Annotated in this window: 16 protein-coding genes; 10 read left to right on the forward strand and 6 right to left on the reverse strand. The window is 70.0% G+C overall.

What is annotated here, in order from left to right; genetic code table 11:
- Positions 1 to 9: 9 nt before the first annotated feature.
- Both RWN05_RS11295 and RWN05_RS11300 read left to right on the forward strand, forming a co-directional pair.
- Positions 10 to 1,311: an MFS transporter gene (locus RWN05_RS11295; protein ID WP_079002790.1), complete on the forward strand. Its 1,302-nt coding sequence runs from the start codon at positions 10 to 12 to the stop codon at positions 1,309 to 1,311.
- A gap of 330 nt (positions 1,312 to 1,641) precedes the next feature.
- On the forward strand, positions 1,642 to 2,358 hold the full coding sequence (locus RWN05_RS11300) for a hypothetical protein (RefSeq protein ID WP_314139590.1): 717 nt from the start codon (positions 1,642 to 1,644) through the stop codon (positions 2,356 to 2,358).
- Positions 2,359 to 2,445: 87 nt separating this feature from the next.
- Here RWN05_RS11300 and RWN05_RS11305 read toward each other — a convergent pair whose 3' ends face one another.
- The 5 genes from RWN05_RS11305 to RWN05_RS11325 all read right to left on the reverse strand — a co-directional run bounded on the left by RWN05_RS11305 (position 2,446) and on the right by RWN05_RS11325 (position 8,364).
- Positions 2,446 to 3,096: a response regulator transcription factor gene (locus RWN05_RS11305; RefSeq protein WP_056012577.1), complete on the reverse strand. Its 651-nt coding sequence runs from the start codon at positions 3,094 to 3,096 to the stop codon at positions 2,446 to 2,448.
- Positions 3,093 to 4,325 (reverse strand): hypothetical protein, encoded by a 1,233-nt coding sequence (locus tag RWN05_RS11310; protein ID WP_314139592.1) that lies wholly within the window; start codon positions 4,323 to 4,325, stop codon positions 3,093 to 3,095. Before RWN05_RS11310 ends, RWN05_RS11305 begins: the two co-directional genes overlap by 4 nt.
- A complete protein-coding gene (locus RWN05_RS11315) occupies positions 4,322 to 5,479 on the reverse strand; it encodes a sensor histidine kinase (protein ID WP_153303451.1) in 1,158 nt (385 codons plus the stop codon). The genes RWN05_RS11310 and RWN05_RS11315 overlap by 4 nt, the downstream gene beginning before the upstream one ends.
- Positions 5,480 to 5,568: 89 nt before the next feature.
- Entirely contained in the window at positions 5,569 to 6,774 is a 1,206-nt protein-coding gene (locus RWN05_RS11320) for a homoserine O-acetyltransferase (protein WP_314139594.1), read from the reverse strand.
- A 264-nt stretch (positions 6,775 to 7,038) separates the two neighbouring features.
- Positions 7,039 to 8,364, reverse strand: coding sequence for a bifunctional o-acetylhomoserine/o-acetylserine sulfhydrylase (locus RWN05_RS11325; protein WP_064295265.1), 1,326 nt, complete (start codon positions 8,362 to 8,364; stop codon positions 7,039 to 7,041).
- Positions 8,365 to 8,568: 204 nt separating this feature from the next.
- On the opposite strand from RWN05_RS11325, the gene RWN05_RS11330 reads away from it, so the two are divergent.
- A complete protein-coding gene (locus RWN05_RS11330; protein ID WP_175117759.1) occupies positions 8,569 to 9,345 on the forward strand; it encodes an SDR family oxidoreductase in 777 nt (258 codons plus the stop codon).
- Between the two features lie 51 nt (positions 9,346 to 9,396).
- On the opposite strand, the gene RWN05_RS11335 is transcribed toward RWN05_RS11330, so the two are convergent.
- Positions 9,397 to 10,935, reverse strand: a complete 1,539-nt coding sequence (locus tag RWN05_RS11335) for an MFS transporter (RefSeq protein ID WP_314139596.1) — start codon at positions 10,933 to 10,935, stop codon at positions 9,397 to 9,399.
- Between the two features lie 45 nt (positions 10,936 to 10,980).
- Here RWN05_RS11335 and RWN05_RS11340 point away from each other — a divergent pair, with 45 nt between their 5' ends.
- The 7 genes from RWN05_RS11340 to RWN05_RS11370 all read left to right on the forward strand — a co-directional run bounded on the left by RWN05_RS11340 (position 10,981) and on the right by RWN05_RS11370 (position 18,503).
- On the forward strand, positions 10,981 to 11,478 hold the full coding sequence (locus RWN05_RS11340) for a phosphoribosyltransferase (protein ID WP_071262460.1): 498 nt from the start codon (positions 10,981 to 10,983) through the stop codon (positions 11,476 to 11,478).
- Between the two features lie 40 nt (positions 11,479 to 11,518).
- Positions 11,519 to 12,256 (forward strand): Type 1 glutamine amidotransferase-like domain-containing protein, encoded by a 738-nt coding sequence (locus tag RWN05_RS11345; RefSeq protein ID WP_064295268.1) that lies wholly within the window; start codon positions 11,519 to 11,521, stop codon positions 12,254 to 12,256.
- 3 nt (positions 12,257 to 12,259) lie between these two features.
- Positions 12,260 to 12,979, forward strand: a complete 720-nt coding sequence (locus RWN05_RS11350) for a uracil-DNA glycosylase (protein ID WP_079002785.1) — start codon at positions 12,260 to 12,262, stop codon at positions 12,977 to 12,979.
- Between the two features lie 65 nt (positions 12,980 to 13,044).
- Entirely contained in the window at positions 13,045 to 13,626 is a 582-nt protein-coding gene (locus RWN05_RS11355; RefSeq protein WP_314139599.1) for a GNAT family N-acetyltransferase, read from the forward strand.
- 110 nt (positions 13,627 to 13,736) lie between these two features.
- A complete protein-coding gene (locus RWN05_RS11360) occupies positions 13,737 to 15,167 on the forward strand; it encodes an amidase (protein WP_314139601.1) in 1,431 nt (476 codons plus the stop codon).
- 102 nt (positions 15,168 to 15,269) lie between these two features.
- Positions 15,270 to 16,790 carry an NtaA/DmoA family FMN-dependent monooxygenase gene (locus RWN05_RS11365; protein ID WP_240555491.1) on the forward strand — a complete coding sequence of 507 codons (1,521 nt, stop codon included), beginning with the start codon at positions 15,270 to 15,272 and terminating at the stop codon, positions 16,788 to 16,790.
- A gap of 90 nt (positions 16,791 to 16,880) precedes the next feature.
- Entirely contained in the window at positions 16,881 to 18,503 is a 1,623-nt protein-coding gene (locus RWN05_RS11370; RefSeq protein WP_314139603.1) for an ABC transporter substrate-binding protein, read from the forward strand.
- Positions 18,504 to 18,512 lie beyond the last annotated feature (9 nt).

Here is an 18,512-nt window from a genome sequence, read left to right on the forward strand (position 1 = left end):
ACTCGATCCATGCCCACCATCCTGGACGGGTCGACGCAGCTGTCGCCGACCCGTGTTCGTCTTGCCATCCTCGCGCTCGCCGTCGGGGCCTTCGGCATCGGCACGACCGAGTTCGTGGCGATGGGTCTGCTGCCGAACATCGCGACCGACCTCCTGCCCGAGCTGGCTGCTCGCAGCCAGGAACAGGCGAACGCGCAGGCCGCCTGGTTGATCACGGCGTACGCGCTCGGCGTCGTCGTCGGTGCGCCGACGATCGCCGCGCTCGTCGCGCGGTACCGGCGCAAGACCGTCCTGCTCTGGTTGGGCGTCGCGTTCACCGTCGGCACGCTCGCGTCGGCGGTCCTGCCGAGCTTCGGCCTCGTCCTGCTCGCCCGGTTCGTCGCGGCGCTGCCGCACGGCGCCTACTTCGGCATGGCCGCCCTCGTCGCCGCGAGTCTCATGGGGCCGGGGAAGCGCGGCAAGGGCGTCGCGCTCGTCATGACCGGGCTCACGATCGCCAACGTCGTGGGCGTGCCGTTCGCGACCTGGGTGGGCCAGGAGTTCGGGTGGCGCTCCGCCTACCTCATCGTCACCGGCATCTTCGCGCTCGCGACCGTGACCATCTGGTTCGCCGTGCCGGTGCAGGCGGGCAATCCGCAGCAGACGATGCGTCGTGAACTCCGCGTCTTCCGGCGCGGCCAGGTGTGGTTCGTGCTCGGGTTCGGGTCGATCGGGTTCGGCGGGCTCTTCGCCGTGTACAGCTATCTCGCGCCCCTCGTGACCGAGGTCGCGGGGGAGTCGGCGACACTCGTCCCATGGGCGCTCGCGACCATGGGGGTCGGCATGACGATCGGCAACCTGGTCGGTGGGCATCTCGCGGACCGTGGGGTGAGGCGGGCCCTGATCGTCTTCTTCGCGCTCATGACCGTGGTCCTGACGGCCCTGGCGCTCACCGCGACGTGGACTCCGACGATGTTCCTGTTCGTCTTCGCCGTCGGCTTCGCGTCGCAGGGCCTCGGCCCGGCCATCCAGACGAGGCTCATGGACGTCGCCGGCGACAGCCAGTCCCTCGCTGCAGCGCTCAACCACTCGGCGCTCAACATCGGCAACGCGCTCGGGGCCTTCCTCGGCGGTGTGGTCATCGCCGGTGGCCTCGGCTACCTCGCCCCGGTCTGGACCGGTGTGGTGCTGACCGTGATCGGCCTCGGGATCGTCGTCACGAGCTTCTCCGTGGAGCGTCGGCAGCTCAGGCGTGAGCTCCTCCGCGCGAATGATGTCGAGGAGCGCAGGATCGCGGACCGCAACCCGCCGACGGCGCCGATCCCTGTCTGACTCGCTCACGTCTCAGGTTTACATCTAGAATTTCAAGTTCATAAATTCTACGCTGGTGGAGTCGAACCGATGTCCGCAACGGTGCGGGCATCGCGAGATCCTCTCATCGACAGGATGGATTGAGCTCATGGTGGAGAGAAGCACTCGCGCGGCAGCCGGGAACGGCCGGATGGGTCGCGGCGTCGTCGTCGCGCTGCTGTGCATTGGAGGAGGACTACCGCTCGTCGCAGCGACGACCGCTCCGCAGGTTGCGAGCGTGCTGTGGACAATGTCCCTCGGGTGTTTCGTCGCGGCGGCGGCGTGTGTTGGACGCGTTCGAGGAGCACGAGGATGAAGGGGCAACGATCAAACCGAGCAGCAATGTTGGCTACGCTGGTCGTGATTGCTCTTTCTTCTCTCGGCCTCAATGCCGCACCCGCGGCAGCGGAAACGATCCCGGTGGCGGACGTTTCAGCTTTTCTCCACAGCGCAGCGGCGCAGACGCCGACCGTGGTCACTGACGAGGTCGAGCGCGTTTCTCTGACCTCGACGGCGCGAGAGCACATGGACATTCGGGGCCACGGGGCACCTGCGCTCGGCGAGGAGAGTGTTCTGGATCTTGTCGATGGAAACTCGGCGGTGAGGTTCCCGATGGAGGGGCAGGGAATCGCTCCCTTGTCGAGTTTCACCGTGTTGTTCGACTCCGAAGGCGCGTTTGTGCACACGGTTGAGCTCGAGTTCGTCGACGACCTGGCGGGCGGAGGGTCGCTGACAGCCTGGCAGGACGGAGAACTGACGTTCACTGACTCGATTACTGCCAGGGAGGCGGCGCAACTCGTCGGGGGAAGCGGGGATGTTGCGGGCAGCGGCGATTGGTGGGGCGAATTGAATTGGTGCCTCGGCCAGCAGGGAGTGGCTGCTTGGGCGCTCGCCTTGTTGTCGACCCTCTGCGCGGCTGCGTGCATTGTCACGTTCGGGATCGCGTGCGCCGCGTGTATCGCTGCAGCGATCGGCATTTCCGAAGGGGTGATCATCTCCTGCATTGCGTACGCGAACGCGCACGCTTAGACCCAGTGGAAACAGCATTCGCAATCCTCTGGCGCTGACACAGGTATGGCCGCTCACGTTGTGAGCGGCCATACCGAGCGGTTCGCGTCAGTCGACGATGATGCCGTCGAGGATCGCCCGCTTGCGCAGGGCGACCTTGGTACCGACGTCGATACCGGCGTTGCGGTACTTCTCGCGGATGCGCTTGAGGTAGCTCTTCGCGGTCTCGTCGGAGATGCCGAGGCTCTCGGCGACCATCTTCACGGGCTCACCGGCGGCGTACAGCGCCATGACACGACGCTCCTGCGCGCTGAGGCGGGGGCCGGTCCCGGAGGCTCCGCTCGCGAGGGCGAGGTCGAGCTCGGGGGAGATGTAGGACTCGCCGCGTGACGCCGCACGCAGGGCGTGCACGATGGTCTCGGCGTCTTCGCTCTTCGCGAGGTAGCCCAGGGCGCCCGCGGCCAGGGCTTCACGGACCACTGCCGGGTCGCTGTAGGTGCTCATGAGGACGGTCGTGACGCCCGTGGTCTTCAGCGTCGCGAGCTTCACGGCGACCGGGACGTTGTCCTTGAGGTCGACGTCGAGGAGCAGGACGTCGACGGGGAAGGCGGGGTGCGTCAGCAGCTCCGGCCAGGACGGGGTCACGACGACGAGTTCGATGTCGTCGGCGACGCTCCTGATCCATTCGGTGAGCGCGCCGAGCAGCATCCGGTGGTCATCGACGATGCCGACCCTGATGCGAGACTCCTGTGACGTCATTGACGTTCCCCTTTCCGCTGGCCCGCAGCAGGATTGTCGACGGTGCTGTCGATCTCGATCCTGATCCGGGATTTCTGGTACGTGTCCGTAGAGCTGCCCACTCGTCCGAGCGCTTCCCACACCGCGGGATCCACCTTGGCGCGTTGCACTCCGACCGCTTCGAGGACGATCGGGATGACGAGCGCACCTGATCGGCCCGGTCGTTCGGAGCGGTCGACCGGTCCGAGCGTCAGCACAGCTCTGGCACTCTGCGCATCTGCTTCCCCGAGGAGCAACCATACTGCAGAGAGCAGTCCATCCCGCTGATCCGTTGCGAGATACGTCGCGAGTCGCTCGGGGTCGCGGAGGGTCGCGCTGTCCGACAACACGGACGACTCCTGGAACGCATGCTCGAGCCAGGACTCCTTGCCCTCGGACATGAGGTGACGCCGGAGCTCGGTCGCAAGGCGGGAGGCGCGCGCCGCGAGCTCGGGGCTGAGCGGGAGGTCGACCGAGCCGTCGGCGACGCCGACGAACAGCTCCTCCGCTTCGAGGTCGAGGGTCACGAGTTCCTCCGAGTCGAAGAACCCGAGTGCGTCCCGGACGCTCGCGACGGTGGAGGCGACCATGACCCGGTCGAGTTCGAGGCGGACGATCCGGCGGTAATGGGAGACGATCGCGCAGGCGATGAGCGGTGGGACGACGGCGACCGCGGCGAAGAGCAGCTCCGCACCGAGGGTCGCGGTCTGGGTCCGCGTGACTGTGAGGATCGAGCCCACGAGCATCAGCCCGAGCACCACGGTCGCGGCGGCGACGTCGCGCACCGGGCGCAGGGTGACGACCGCGAGCAGGACGCCGCCGACCGCCGCGGCCGCCGTCGGATAGACGCCCACGGCGTCGCGACTCCAGACGCTCGCCAGGTCGAGCGCGGCGACCACCACCAGCTGGATCAGCAGCGCGACGAACAGCCGATCCGAGAGGTGGAACGCGGAGCGGCGGAGGAGGAGGAAGGTCGACACGATCGCCGCGGTGAGCAGCAGCCAGGCGACGACGCTGAGCAGTGGTCGCGGGTAGTGGTGGACCGAGCTGACGAAGCGGATCGCGGCGTAGACGACGAGGATGACGCCGGACACTGAGAGACCGATGCCCAGCTGTGTCGTTCCGAGTGACGAACGCTGCCGGTCGATGGCGCGACGATGACGGTAGCGCCGGGTCGGTCCGGTGGCCTGCTCGAGGGCGTCGACACTCATGCTTGCGGGACCTCCAGGATGACCGTCGTCCCGGCCCCGGGGGCGGAGAAGACGCGCGCCTGTCCGCCGACCTCCTGGATGCGCGCGACGACCGATTCCGCGACGCCGAGATGGCCGTCCGGCACTGCCGACGGGTCGAACCCGGTGCCGGTGTCGGTGATGAGGAGTCGGGCCGTCAGCTCGTCGATCGAGACCGTGACGTCGGCCGAATCCACGCCGGAGTGACGCCGGACGTTCTCCAGGCACTCCCCGAGAGCGAGGAGGAACGCCTCGCGCACGCGTGGGTCGAGGTTCGCCTGTCCACCGCCGTAGACGTTGACCGTGAGGCCGAGCCCGGCGAACCGGTCCGTCACGGCCTCGATCCCTTCGTCGAGGGTGAAGTCGACACCGCGCTGCAGGATGTACGAGCCGGAGGAGACGGGGGTCAGCTCCTCGCCGAGGCGGAGGCTGCGGAGCAGATGCGCATCGTTCCCGGCCTGCGAGCGGAGGGCGGCGCCATCGACGCCCCGTCCGGAGTGGGCGAGCATGGTGAGGGTCGCGAGTGCGGTGTCGTGCAGGAGGCGTGCGTCCTGTCGCCGTTGCGACTCGGCCTGACTCGCGAGCCGCTCAGCGTTGTAGGCGTTGCCGATAGTGTCGACCCGACGGATGAGTCGGGGGATGCTCGTGTCGAGCCACCCGCCGAAGGCGCCGATCGCGATCCACACGACCGCGGTCAGGCCGATGGTCGGGATCGTGAGCGCGGTGGGCCCGGTGACGACGACGATGGTGGCCGCCGTCACGACGAACGCGGTCAGGAGCAGCGGCCAGGTGCGACGGATCGGCACCAGTCGGGCCGCGACAGCACCCATCCCGAGGGAGGTGATCGCGGCGATCGCGCTCGCGGAGCCGACCTGGCCGGTGTTCCCGTCGGACAGACCGATGACGACGACGACGCCGACACCGACGAGGAACACCAGCAGGACCCACCGCTGACCGTCGTACTGCTCGGCGGCCACGTGGGTGAGGGCGAGGACGGCGACGAGGACGAGGAGGACGGCGTACCGACCGCCCGAGACGACGCCCGGGACGCTGAGGATCATCGCGGCCGTGACGCAGCCCGCGAGCCCGAAGAGGCGCGTCGTACGCAGCAGCAGCCGTCGCTGGGTCCTCGCCACCCGATCCATGCTCACGCTCCTCTGAGGAGTCACCTTATCGGGTGACACGGGCGCCGCGGAACGGTTGTCGGACAGACGGAGCGCGGCTGTCAGACGGCGAGGAGCCGGCTGAGATGCGGCGCGACCAGCGCGTTCTCGATGAGGAAGCCGTCGTGTCCGAAATCGGACCGGAGGACCGATGGTCGGGTGCCGTCGAGGTTGCCGGCGAGGTGGAGTGCGATCTCCTCCTGTCCACTGACCGGGAAGAGCCGGTCGCTGTCGATCCCGAGCACGAGCGACGGACCGGCGTAGGCCCGCAGCGCCGCGCCGACGCCGCCGCGATCGCGCCCGACGTCGTGGGAGTTCATCGCCTCGACGAGGGTCTCATAGCTCCCGGCGTCGAAGCGTCGGGTGAACTTGTTGCCGTGGAAGTCGAGGTACGACTCGACGGCGAAGCGTCCACCATGCCCGAGCGGGCTCACGCTCGACTGCCAGCTGCGTTCGAAGCGGGCGTTCAACTCACCCGGGCTGCGGTAGTTGAGCAGGGCCATCCGTCGGGCGAGGGCGAGGCCGCGGTGCGGGCCCTCACCGTCCGGGGCGTCGTAGTAGTCGCCTCCCTGGAAGTGCGGGTCCGTGCGGACCGCTTCGAGCTGCACGAAGTTCAGCGAGATCTGGTCCGCCGTCGTGACCGGGGGTGCGGCGATCACGGCCAGTCGGTCGACGAGCTCCGGGTGGGTGGCGGCCCACTCGAGGGCGTGCATGCCGCCCATCGACCCGCCGATCACCGCGGCCCAGTGGTCGAGCCCGAGGTGGCCGAGCAGCCGGTGCTGGGCCTCGACCTGGTCGCGGATCGAGGTGTACGGGAACCGTGAACCCCACTCGACGCCGTCGGGCGCGAAGGAGGAGGGGCCGGTACTGCCCTGGCAGCCGCCGATCATGTTCGGCGCGACGACGAACCAGCGGTCCGTGTCGACGGCGAGTCCCGGACCGACGATGCCGGCCCACCACCCGGCGGTCGCATGCCCGTTGCCGGCGCCACCGAGGACGTGGCTGTCTCCCGTGAGCGCATGGAGGACGAGGACCGCGTTGCCGCCGTCGTCGTCGAGGGTGCCCCAGGTCTCGTAGGCGAGTCTGGCGTGCGGGATGCTCCCGCCGTGCTCGAAGTCGAGGCGGCCGAGCGGGGCGAAGAGTCGGTCGCCCGGCCGATCGCCGTCGCGCCAGGCGCCGCTCGAGGGCGGGTTCGCGAGCAGGGCGCCGACCTCGGCTTCGGTCACGAAGCGGGAGGGCACGCTGTCTTCCGGGGTCTGCCAGTCCATAGGTGTCCATTGTGGCGTGCCCGCGGGCGTCGACCGGCCGTGTTACGTCACCCGATCGGCCGAGGTCGGCGCGGCGCGCTGACGCGAGTGCGCTTTCGCCGACTCCGGCGCTCCGGAACGGGCTCGAGTGGCGGGGAACCGGCCCGACTGCGCAACGAACGACGCGAGCGCGGGTCTCTGGAGACCCGCGCTCGCGGCTGTGGGGTGCGCTCGCGTCAGCGCACCGCGCTGGCGCAACCGGGGAGGGGACGCGGTGGGACGGGCTCAGACCCGGGCGGCCTCGACGACCTGCTTCGCGGCGGTCAGACCGGCCTGGAGGTCGGCCGTGATGTCGTCGATGTTCTCGAGTCCCACCGAGAGCCGCACGAGCCCGGGGGTGACGCCGGCCGTGAGCTGCTGCTCCGGAGTGAGCTGTGAGTGCGTCGTCGACGCCGGGTGGATGACGAGCGAACGGACGTCGCCGATGTTCGCGAGGTGTGAGAACAACTGCAGGGAGTTCACGAAGGCGCGGCCCGCGTCGACCCCGCCCTTCAGCTCGAACGACAGGACCGCTCCGACGCCCTTCGGCGCGTACTGGTTGGCAGCCGCGTACCAGGGGCTCGACGGCAGACCCGAGTAGTTGACGCTGGCGATGTCGGGGTGGGCGTCGAGCCACTCGGCGACCTGCTGGGCGTTCTGCACGTGGCGCTCGATGCGGAGGCTGAGCGTCTCGATGCCCTGGATGAGCTGCCAGGCGCTCGCCGGGGCGATGGCCGCACCCAGGTCGCGCAGGAGCTGCACGCGCGCCTTGATGATGTAGGCGAGCGAGTCGCCCACGGCGTCGGTGTAGACCGCCCCGTGGTACGAGGGGTCCGGCGTCGTGAGGCCTGGGAACTTGTCCGCGTGCCCGGTCCAGGAGAAGGTGCCGCCGTCGACGATGACCCCGCCGATGACCGTGCCGTGACCGCCGAGGAACTTCGTCGCCGAGTGGACGATGATGTCCGCTCCGTGCTCGAAGGGTCGGATGAGGTATGGCGTGGCGATCGTGTTGTCGACGATCAGCGGGACGCCGGCCTCGTGCGCGACGTCGGCGACGAGGCGGATGTCGAGGATGTTGATCTTGGGGTTGCCGATGGTCTCCGCGAAGAACAGCTTCGTGTTCGGGCGCACCGCACGCCGCCACTCCTCGGCGTCGTCCTGGTTCTCCACGAAGGTGGTCTCGATGCCGAGCTTCGCGAGCGTGTACTTGAAGAGGTTGTACGTGCCGCCGTAGATCGACGACGACGACACGATGTGGTCGCCCGCCTGCGCGATGTTGAGGACCGCCGAGGCCTCCGCCGCCTGTCCGGAGGCGAGGAGGAGGGCGCCGCTGCCGCCCTCGAGCGCGCTGAGGCGCTCCTCGACGACGGCCTGCGTCGGGTTCTGGATGCGAGTGTAGATGTTGCCGAACTCCGCGAGGGCGAAGAGGTTCTTGGCGTGGTCGGCGTTGTCGAACACGTAGCTCGTGGTCTGGTAGATCGGCGTGGCCCGAGCCTTCGTGACCGGGTCGGGCGCTGCTCCGGAGTGGATCTGCTTCGTCTCGAACTTCCAGTCGTTCGTGGCATCGCTCATGGTGGATGGTCCCCTCTGCTCGGGTGGTCGGTGCTGCTCGGGTGATGGGTGCCGCCGGTGAGGCCGCTCGGTCCGACAGCGATGTCGCCGGGCGTGGCTCCGGGTGGTGCTCCGTCGTGACCCCGAGGCTACCGGCCCCGCCTGCACGCGCCAACCGCGCGGACACACGGCGTAACGGCTCGGCCCGGTGGCTACCCTGGAGGCATGACGACGAGACGTGTGGTGGTGACCGGTGCGAGTTCAGGGATCGGGGAGGCGACGGCGAGGCGTTTCGCGGCCGACGGTTGGGAGGTCGTGGCGGTGGCCCGCCGTGCGGAGCGGCTGGAGGCGCTCGTCGCGGACATCGGCGGCACCGCGGTCGTCGCCGACCTGACCGTGCAGGCGGACGTCGACGCGCTCGCCGCCCGGGTGGAGGAGCTCGGCGGCGCCCAGGCGCTCGTCAACAACGCGGGCGGTGCCTTCGGCCTCGCGTCCGTCGAGGACGGCGACGCGGAGGACTGGCGGCGCATGTTCGACATCAACGTCCTCGGCACGAAGCGCGTGGTCCAGGCGCTCCTGCCGATCCTCCGTCGGAGCATCCCGGAGGGTGGTGCCGCCACCATCGTCGGTGTCACCTCGATCGCGGGCCACGTCGCCTACGTGGGTGGCGGCGGGTACAACGCGGCGAAGTTCGCGGAGCGCGCGCTCTTCGAGGTGCTGCGGCTCGAGCTCAACGGCGAACCGATCCGGGTGATCGAGGTGGCGCCGGGCATGGTGCACACGGAGGAGTTCTCGCTCGTGCGCTTCGGTGGCGACCAGGACCGCGCCGACGCCGTCTACGAGGACGTGCCGGATCCGCTCTCGGCCGACGACGTCGCCGAGGCCATCGTCCACGCGACCTCGCTGCCGCCGCACGTCAACCTCGACCTCATCACGATCAAGCCGGTCGCCCAGGCCGCCCCGTACCGCCTGGCGAAGGGGCCGTTGCGCGTCGCGGAGTAACCCTTCGACAGGCTCGGGGACCGGTCGGGGGCTCGGGGACCGGTCGGGAGGTCAGTGACCGGTCGGGTGCTCAGCAGCGGGATCGATGCCTGGCTCGGGTCCCGTGTCGACCGGGGCGGCATCCGCGAAGGCGAGTTTCGGGACGAAGCAGAGCAGGACGGCGGCGACGAGCGCGCCCGCCCCGCAGATCGCCCAGACCGTGAGATAGCCGGACAGGCTCGACGCTCCGGCCGTGACGGCCTGCGCGGCGCCGGCGAACAGGACCACGCCGAAGACGGCCGAAGCGAAGGAGCCACCGATCGTCTTCGTCGTGTTGGTCAGCGCCGACGCGACACCCGTCTGCCCGCGAGGTGCGGCGGCCGCGGCCGCGGCCGGCATGGCGCCGACGAGGGCACCGGAGCCGAGACCCGCGATCGCCATGTTCAGGAAGACCTGCCACGTCTCGAGGTGGAAGGGGAGGAACAGCAGGTACCCGACCGCGACGAGTGAGGCGGCGATGATCAGCGCGATCCGAGGCGTCGCCCAGCGCGACACGAGTGGGAACAGGAGCGCACCGACGATCATCGAGATCAGGTAGGCGCCGATGAGCGTGGAGATGTCACCGGCGTCGAGCCCGAGGCCGTATCCGTTCTCCCGCGGTGTCCCCGCATAGGTGCTGAGCGGCGCCTGGGCGCCGAGCAGGCTGATCCCGATGAGCCCCGCGGTCAGTTGCACCGGCCACATGTTGGGTTGCCGCAGCACCCGGAGGTCGATCGCCGGGTCGGGCTGCCGCAGTTCATGTCGCCCGAACGGCAGGAACGCGAGCACGCCGATCGCGATGAGCCCCCACACCCACCACGTCTGCGGACCGTTGAGACGCAGGAAGGTGAGCCCCGAGGTGATCAGGAGGAGCGCGAGGCTGAGGAGCACGAAGCCCGCGAGGTCCAGGGTCCTGCCCGGCAGGGGTTCGGACTCGGGGACGCCGAACAGGATGGCGAAGAAGACGAGGGTCACCGCGACGGCCGGCAGCATCATCGTGAGTGGGATGTCGCCGCCGAGGGCGGTGAGGATGCGTCCACTCGACAGCGCACCGATGATGGCCCCGGCCTCGAGCGCCACGACGAGGAGGCCGGCGGCCCGCCGGGTCTGCGAGGCCCCGGTGCCGGAGCGACGGCCCCGCTCGAAGATGAGTGCGATCTCGAGGGGCAGCCAGACGACGTAGAAGCCCTGCAGCGCCCAGGCCGCGAGGAACGACCAGAAGTCCCCGGCGACGACGAGCCACCAGCTGGCACCGGCCGTCAACACGGTGGAGACGAGGAGGACCCGCTTGTGTCCGAACATGTCGCCGAGCTTCGCGAGGATGGGGACGACGAGTGCCGACAACAGCAGCTGCGCGGCCTCGAACCAGTTGAAGTCCGCGTCGTGGATGCCCAGGTGCTCGACGAGGTCGGGGATGAGTGGGACGTAGTAGCCCTGCAGGACACCGCTCGTGATCTCGACGAGGAACAACCAGCCGATGAGTCCTGCGGTGATACCAGCTGCCGACCCACGGATCGACGTCCGCCATCCGGTCGCCGAGGCTCCGCCGATCGTCGTGCTGTCTCGCGCCATGTGGGGATGGTACAGGCGGCCCGGCCGGCAGGATAGCGTTGGGGGATGTCGACCGAGAACCCCAGCGCAGCGTCCCCGGAGCGAGAGGTCCTCGACTGGCCCACGTTCGGTGACGCGGCCCGCGAACTGTCCAGTGCGATCGTCGCGAGCGGGTTCCGGCCCGACTCCGTCGTCGCGATCGCGCGCGGGGGGCTCCTGCTCGCCGGTGCCATCGCCTACGCCCTCGACGTGAAGGCGTGCGGAGCGCTGAACGTCGAGTTCTACACCGGGGTCGACGCGCGTCTCCCCGAGCCCGTCGTGCTCCCGCCGCTGCTCGACGTGGCCGGGTTGCCGGGGAGCCGGGTGCTGCTCGTCGACGACGTGTCCGACTCGGGTCGCACGCTCGCGATGGTGCTGGAACTCATGCAGGCGAGCGGCGCGGAGGTCCGCACGGTGACGCTGTACGAGAAGCCGCAGACGGTGCTCCGTCCCGACTACGTGTGGAAGCGCGTCGACCGCTGGATCTCCTTCCCCTGGTCGACGCTGCCGACGATCACGGCCTGATCGTCCCCGCCTGATCCGGGGTGCCGGGTAGGGTCTCAGGGTGAGTGTTTTCCTCCTCGGCGGTCCGGCCGCCCCAGAGACCGAGTCGACCGTCTACGCAGCGTTCATCGCCGAGGCGGCCGCGCTCGCGGTCGTCGCCGGTCGGTTGGCCCCGCGCATCGCGATCGTCGTCGTGCACGACGGCGATGGACTCGAGCAGTCCGCCGCCCTGGAACGTGCCGTCGCACGCTCCGGTGAGATCGAGGCGATCCGCGTGGTCGTCCGCGAGGGCGGTGTGGTCGCGCAGGCTCAGCTGGCCGAGGTCGACGGGATCGTCGTCGGCGGCGGGCTGCCCTCGGCCTACGCGGAGGCGGTCGCGCCGGTCGCCACCGACATCCGACGCCTCGTCGCGTCCGGTCTGCCCTACCTCGGCATCTCGGCCGGCGCGATGATCGCCGCCGAGCACGCGATCATCGGCGGATGGCGTGTCGGCGAGGTCCCCGTGAGCCCCGAGGCGGCGTCCGAGGAACTCGACGAGGTCACGATCGGCGACGGTCTCGGGCTCGTCGACATCGCCGTCGAGGCGCACGCCGCTCAGTGGGGCACCCTCGGGCGGCTCGTCGCCGCGACTGAGGCCGGGGTCGTCGACGGCGGGGTCGCGATCGACGAGAACACGGCGCTCGTGGTCGGGCAGGGGGCGCTCTCCGTCCTCGGCGGCGGCAGCGTCTGGCAGGTCTTCACCGCCGAGCACGGGGTCGTCGTCCGCACGATCGGTGCCGAGCAGCCGCAGCAGCAGTAGGCCATGACGAACGGGATCCTCGGCGGTAGCCCGGCACAGCTCGCCGCGGCGGGGTCGATGGACGAGGGCTGGGCCGACGCGCTCGCGCCTGTGGCCGATCGTCTTGCGACGATCGACCACTGGCTCGCGGCGCAAGCGGCGGACGGTGCCCGATGGTTGCCGGCCCCCGAGCTCGTCCTGCGGGCCTTCCGCACGCCGTTCAGCGCGGTCCGGGTCCTCATCGTCGGGCAGGACCCGTACCCGACACCGGGTCATCCGATCGGCCTGTCGTTCGCCGCGGACCGGGATGTGCGCCCGCTGCCACGCAGCCTCGCGAACATCCACCGGGAACTCCGCGACGACCTCGGTGTCCCGACGCCGGAACACGGCGACCTCAGTCCGTGGACCCGACAGGGCGTGCTGCTCCTCAACCGCGTCCTCACGGTCGAGGCGGGTTCCGCCGGTTCCCACCGCCGACACGGCTGGGAGGCGGTCACGGAACAGGCGATCCGGGCGCTCGCCGCACGCCCCGCACCGCTCGTGTCCATCCTCTGGGGCAAGGACGCCGAACGACTGGCCCCGCTGCTCGAATCATCGAGCGACCCCGACCGTCACGTCATCGTCTCGGCGCACCCGAGTCCGCTCTCCGCCTCACGCGGGTTCTTCGGCTCGAAGCCGTTCAGCCGCACGAACGACTTCCTCGTCTCCCGCGGCGTGGACCCGATCGACTGGTCGCTCGACTGACGACCGGGTCGGGGGGTCGGCCGCAAGGGCTGTCCGCCGACCCACCCCCTCGTTAGGCTTGGGGGATGTTGGAAGAGGAGTACGAGCCGAGGCGACGGCTGCCGCCGCACCTGCGCAAGCCGCCGACCCCCGAGACCCCCTTCGCATTCACGATGCGCGACGCCACTGCGGCCGAACTGCCCGACGTCCGGGCGATCTACAACCACTACGTCGCCAACAGCATGGTCACCTTCGACGAGGACGCGATGACCCTCGCCGAATGGCGCTCCAAGTTCGCCTACCTGCAGCGGCTGCAGCTCCCGTTCATCGTCGCCGTCAACCCGACCGGACAGATCCTCGGGTACGCGCTGTGTGCGCCGTGGAAGCAGAAGCGCGCCTACCGCTTCACGGTGGAGAGCTCGATCTACCTCGGAGCCGCAGCGACCGGCAAGGGCCTCGGCACCGATCTGCTCGGTGAGCTCATCGAGCGCTCGAAGGCCGCCGGGCTCAAGGAGATGCTGGCCGTCATCGCCGACAAGGGCGCCGAGTCGTCGATCGCCCTGCACGAGAAGTTCGGGTTCACCGAGGTGGGCCGCATGGGCCGTGTCGGGTTCAAGTTCGACCGCTGGATCGGCACGGTCCTCCTCCAGAAGTCCCTGAAGCGCTGAACCGGTCGACGCCTTTCGACAGGCCCAGGGACCGGAACCGCCCGGGAACGGGGACCGGAACGGGCAGGGAACGGACGGGCTGTGGCCACCGCCGCGCCTAGGCTGGTCGCATGGCGGAACTCCACGAGCTGACGGCGCTCGAGCAGTGGCAGGCGTTACAGCGGGACGAGGTCTCACCGACGGAGCTCGCCCGGCACTACCTCGACCGCATCGAGCGGCTCGACGACGCGATCGGCGCCTTCACCTCGGTCGCCGCCGGATCGCTCGCCGAACGCGTGGAGGCGGTCGAGGCACTTCCCCGGACCGCACCGCTCTGGGGACTCCCGATCGGCGACAAGGACCTCGTGTCCCGTGCCGGTCAGCCCGTCCGCTTCGGGTCCCGGCTCACGGCGGATCTCGTGGCGACGACCGACGACGAGCTCGTCGGCGTCCTCGACCGGGCCGGTGCGGTGAGCCTCGGGAAGACCGCGACCCCGGAGTTCGGGCTCTACGGCTACACGGAGCCGCTCGACGGGACACCGACCCGGAACCCGTGGGCCCTCGACCGTGGGGCGGCCGGGTCGAGTGGCGGGGCCGCCGCCGCCGTCGCCGCGCGGCTCCTCCCGTTCGCCCCCGGCTCCGACGGCGGCGGCTCCGTCCGCATCCCGGCGGCCGCCTGCGGGCTCGTCGGTCTGAAGCCCACGCGGGGGCTCGTCCCCGCGGGCTCCGGTGTCGACCGACTCGCCGGCCTCGTCGTCCCCGGGCCGATCGCCCGGACCGTCGCCGACGCGGCCCTCCTGCTCGACGCGATGATCGAGCGCGTGCACGGACGCATCGACCACCACTTCACGCTGCGCGCACCCGACGCCGACGACGGACCGCTGCTCGGGCACGCCGTGCGCGGCGAGGGCCGGTTCCAGCTGGCGGTCCTCGCCGGCTCACCCTGGGACAGCGCCTTCGAGCTGGCGGTCGACCCTGAGGCCCTCGCGGCCGTCGACGTCGCCACCCGGGCGTTCGCCGCGATGGGGCACGGCCTGGAGGAGCTCACCCTCCGCGACGCCGAACGGTACCCGGCCGACTTCACGACGATCTGGCAGGCCTCGGCGGCCGGTGTCCCGGCGTCCTCGGAGGCGGAGCTGACGCTCCTCGAACCCATCACGAGGTCCCTCGTCGAGCGCGGTCGGGCGCTGCCGGCGACCCGGCTGATGGAGACGCTCGCCAGTCTCCACCGGTTCGAACGCAGCGTGCTCGCGCAGTTCGCGCCGTTCGACGCGATCATCACGCCGGCCCTCGCCCAGACGCCACGTCCCATCGGATGGTACGACCAGGACTCGCCCGAGCTGAACTTCGAGCAGCAGGTGCGCTACGCGCCGCACACCTCCTTCGTGAACGCGACCGGCTTGCCGGCCATCACGCTCCCGGTGCACGAGACGTCCGAGGGACTGCCGATGGGCGTTCAGCTGATCGGGCGTCCCGGCGGTGAGGCGACCCTGCTCGCCCTCGGTGCGCAACTGGAGCGGCGCCTGCGCTGGCAGGACCGCGTCCCGCCGATCGCCCACTGACCCGACGCCCGCTGACCGATCGACGTGGACCCCGCGTCGCAGCGCTCCGTATGACGTGATGTGACACCGCGGCCGGACCTCGCCCCTCCCGCTGCGCCTAGGGTGCTCAGACGGCCCGGTCCGGACGGACCGATCGCCGCCGCACCGGAGGAGTCGATCATCAACGCACCGTCCAGCCCGACGCAGTCCCACCCCAAGCAGCTCATCCTCAACCTGTTCGAGATGAACTGCGTGAGCCACATCACCCACGGCCTCTGGCGCCTGCCGGACAACCGACGCGACCAGTACACCGACATCCGGTACTGGACGACGCTCGCCCGGACGGCGGAGGCGGGCGGGTTCGACGCGATCTTCATCGCCGACGTGGTCGGCGCCTACGACGTGTTCCGTGGCGGCCCGGCCGACGCCCTGCGCGAGGGCCTGCAGATCCCGAACAACGACCCCCTGCTCGTCGTCCCCGCGATGGCCGCCGTGACCGAGCACCTCGGCTTCGGCATCACCTTCTCGACGAGCTACGAGCCACCGTTCGCCTTCGCCCGTCGCATGAGCACCCTCGACCACCTGACGAACGGCCGCGTCGCGTGGAACATCGTCACCTCGTACCTGCCCAACGCCGCACGCAACTTCGGCCTCGCCGAGGAGATCCCGCACGATGAGCGGTTCGCGATCGCCGAGGAGTACCTGGACGTCCTCTACAAGCTCTGGGAGGGGTCCTGGGACGACGACGCCGTCATCCGTGACCGGGAGGCCGGCGTCTACTCGGACCCCGACAAGGTGCGGTACATCGACCACGTCGGGCGCTACTTCCAGGTCGCCGGACCGCACCTGTCCGAGCCCAGCGCGCAGCGGACACCGCTGCTCTACACCGCGACCGCCTCGCCGGCCGGCATCGCGTTCGCCGGACGGCACGCCGAGGCGGTGTTCACGGGCGTACGGGGTCCCGGCGGTGCAGGACCGCTCTTGGAACGGTTCCGTGCGGCGGCGGCCGACAACGGACGCGACGGGGCCGCGCTCAAGATCGTCGTCCAGGCCGCCGTCATCGTCGCGCCGACGCAGGAGGAGGCCGAGGCGAAGGCCGCGCAGTACCGGGAGCACGCGAGCATCGTCGGCCGGTTCGTCCACGCCGGGCTGCCGTTCGACCCGGAGGCGCACCCGGAGGACCGGACGGTCGCCGAGGCGCTCGCCGCAGAGGGGGTCCCGGCCGACGCGCTCCCGCCCCAGGTGACGGCCGGCACCGTCGGCGAGTTCATCAGCCGGGTCGGCAGCGACCTCGAGCGGGACTTCTTCGCCGTCGGCACCCCCGAGGTCGTGGCCGACGAGATCGAGCGATGGTTGGACGAGATCGGTATCGACGGCATCAACCTGCGGCAGTACCACAGCCTCGACACGCTCACCGATTTCGTCGAACTCGTCGTGCCGGAGCTGCGTCGCCGAGGGCGGCTGCGCGACGCGTATCGACCGGGGGAGACGCTCCGCGAGCGCCTGACCGGCGGGGCGGCCCGGCTCCCCGACGACCACCCGGCCGCACGATACCGCGGAGGACGGAACCTCGGCGACCAGCACGACGGGACGGTCGACGGTCACACGGCGTCATCGAGGGAACCCGTGGGAAACCTGTCGTAACAGAGCAGCGGGGTGGCCCGGTGCGCCGTCCAGGATGGGCAACCACACCGGCACAGCACCGGACCACCCCGACCCACAGGAGTACCCGTCATGACCCGAACCACCAGACGGCGAGCACGACTCGCCGCCGCAGCCCTCGTCGCCGTGAGCATCGCGCTGACCGGCTGCTCGGCGGCGTCGGCCTCGTCCGACGCGGACGGTGGCAGTCTCACCTACCTCGATGCGGAGATCCCCACCTCGGCGCAGGTGCAGGAGGCGGGTACGTGGCAGACCCGTGCGCTGCAGCAGAACATCACCGACCGCCTGCTCTACCCGAACGCGGAGACGGGCGAACTCGAACCGTGGATCGCCGACTCCTGGACCGTCAGCCCCGACGGTCTCACGTACACCTTCGTGATCCGTGACGGCGTCACCTACAGCGACGGCACCGCCGTCGACGCCGCGAGCGTCGCGAAGAACCTGAACTGGCAGTCGACCGGTGACGAGGCGAAGGGGACGACCCCGAACGCACAGTTCCCGTCCGGTCTCGTGGCGACGCCGGACGACGCGACCAGCACCGTCACCGTCGTCCTCGCCGCACCCTACGCGCCCTTCCTCAACGTGCTCACCGGGTGGGGATCCGGGCTCGTCGCCGACGCCACGATCGACGCGAGCAAGGAGGAGCAGTCGAAGTTCGTGAACCTCATCGGCTCCGGTCCCTTCGTCGTCGCCTCCGAGACCTACGGCAAGGAGATCGTGCTCGACCGTCGTGAGGGGTACGCCTGGGCCCCGCCGTCCTCCCCGAACCAGGGCGAGGCGCACCTCGCCTCGGTCACGGTCATCCCCGTGCAGGAGGACAGCGTCCGGCTCGGCACCCTGAAGTCGGGCGAGGCGGACGTCATCCGCTACGTCCAACCGAGCGAGGAGCAGGGGCTCGTCGACGCCGGCTACGACATCGTGTCCAAGACGGGTGTCGGTCTCAGCAACCAGTGGTTCCTCCGCAGTCAGGCGCCGTTCCTCGACGACGTCGACGTCCGCAAGGCGCTGCTGCACGCGATCGACCGTGAGCAGATCATCGAGACGCAGTACACCGACAGCTGGACGCCCGCGACGTCGGTCCTGTCGCCTGGCACCTTCGGCTACGTCGACGAATCGGCGAAGTTCGCCTACGACCCGGATGCGGCGAACCGCCTCCTCGACGGCGCCGGCTGGACCGAGCGCGACGCGGACGGCTACCGCACGAAGGGCGGCGAGCGGCTCACGGTGAAGACCTACATCGACGTCTACGACAACACGGCGAAGAGCCTCTTCCAGCAGATCCAGAACCAGTTCAAGGACGTCGGGATCGAGCTGTCACTCAACGAGCTCGACTACTCCACCTACTGGGCGACCGCGTTCGCGGACCCGGAGGTCGGAGCGCTCCGAGTCGGTTGGCCGCACCCTGACCCCTCGAAGGGCCTCAGCGAGTACTACAGCAAGGACGGGTCCGACCTCCTCGGTCTCGCAGGCTCCGACACGACCCTGCAGTCGCTGCTCGACGCGCAGAACGCGGCGACCGACGACGACACCCGTGCGGCGATCCTCGGACAGATCCAGGACCACCTGATCGACCAGGCCTACGTCGTCCCGATCCTCAACGACAGCCAGGTGTTCGTCACCCAGCAGCGGGTGAAGGGCTTCTCCCTCACCGACGGCGCCCTGCCGGAGTTCTACAACACCTCGATCGAGGACTGAGCGAGCGGG

This window comes from uncultured Plantibacter sp. (assembly GCF_963518075.1).
GTDB classification, from domain to species: domain Bacteria; phylum Actinomycetota; class Actinomycetes; order Actinomycetales; family Microbacteriaceae; genus Plantibacter; species Plantibacter flavus_A.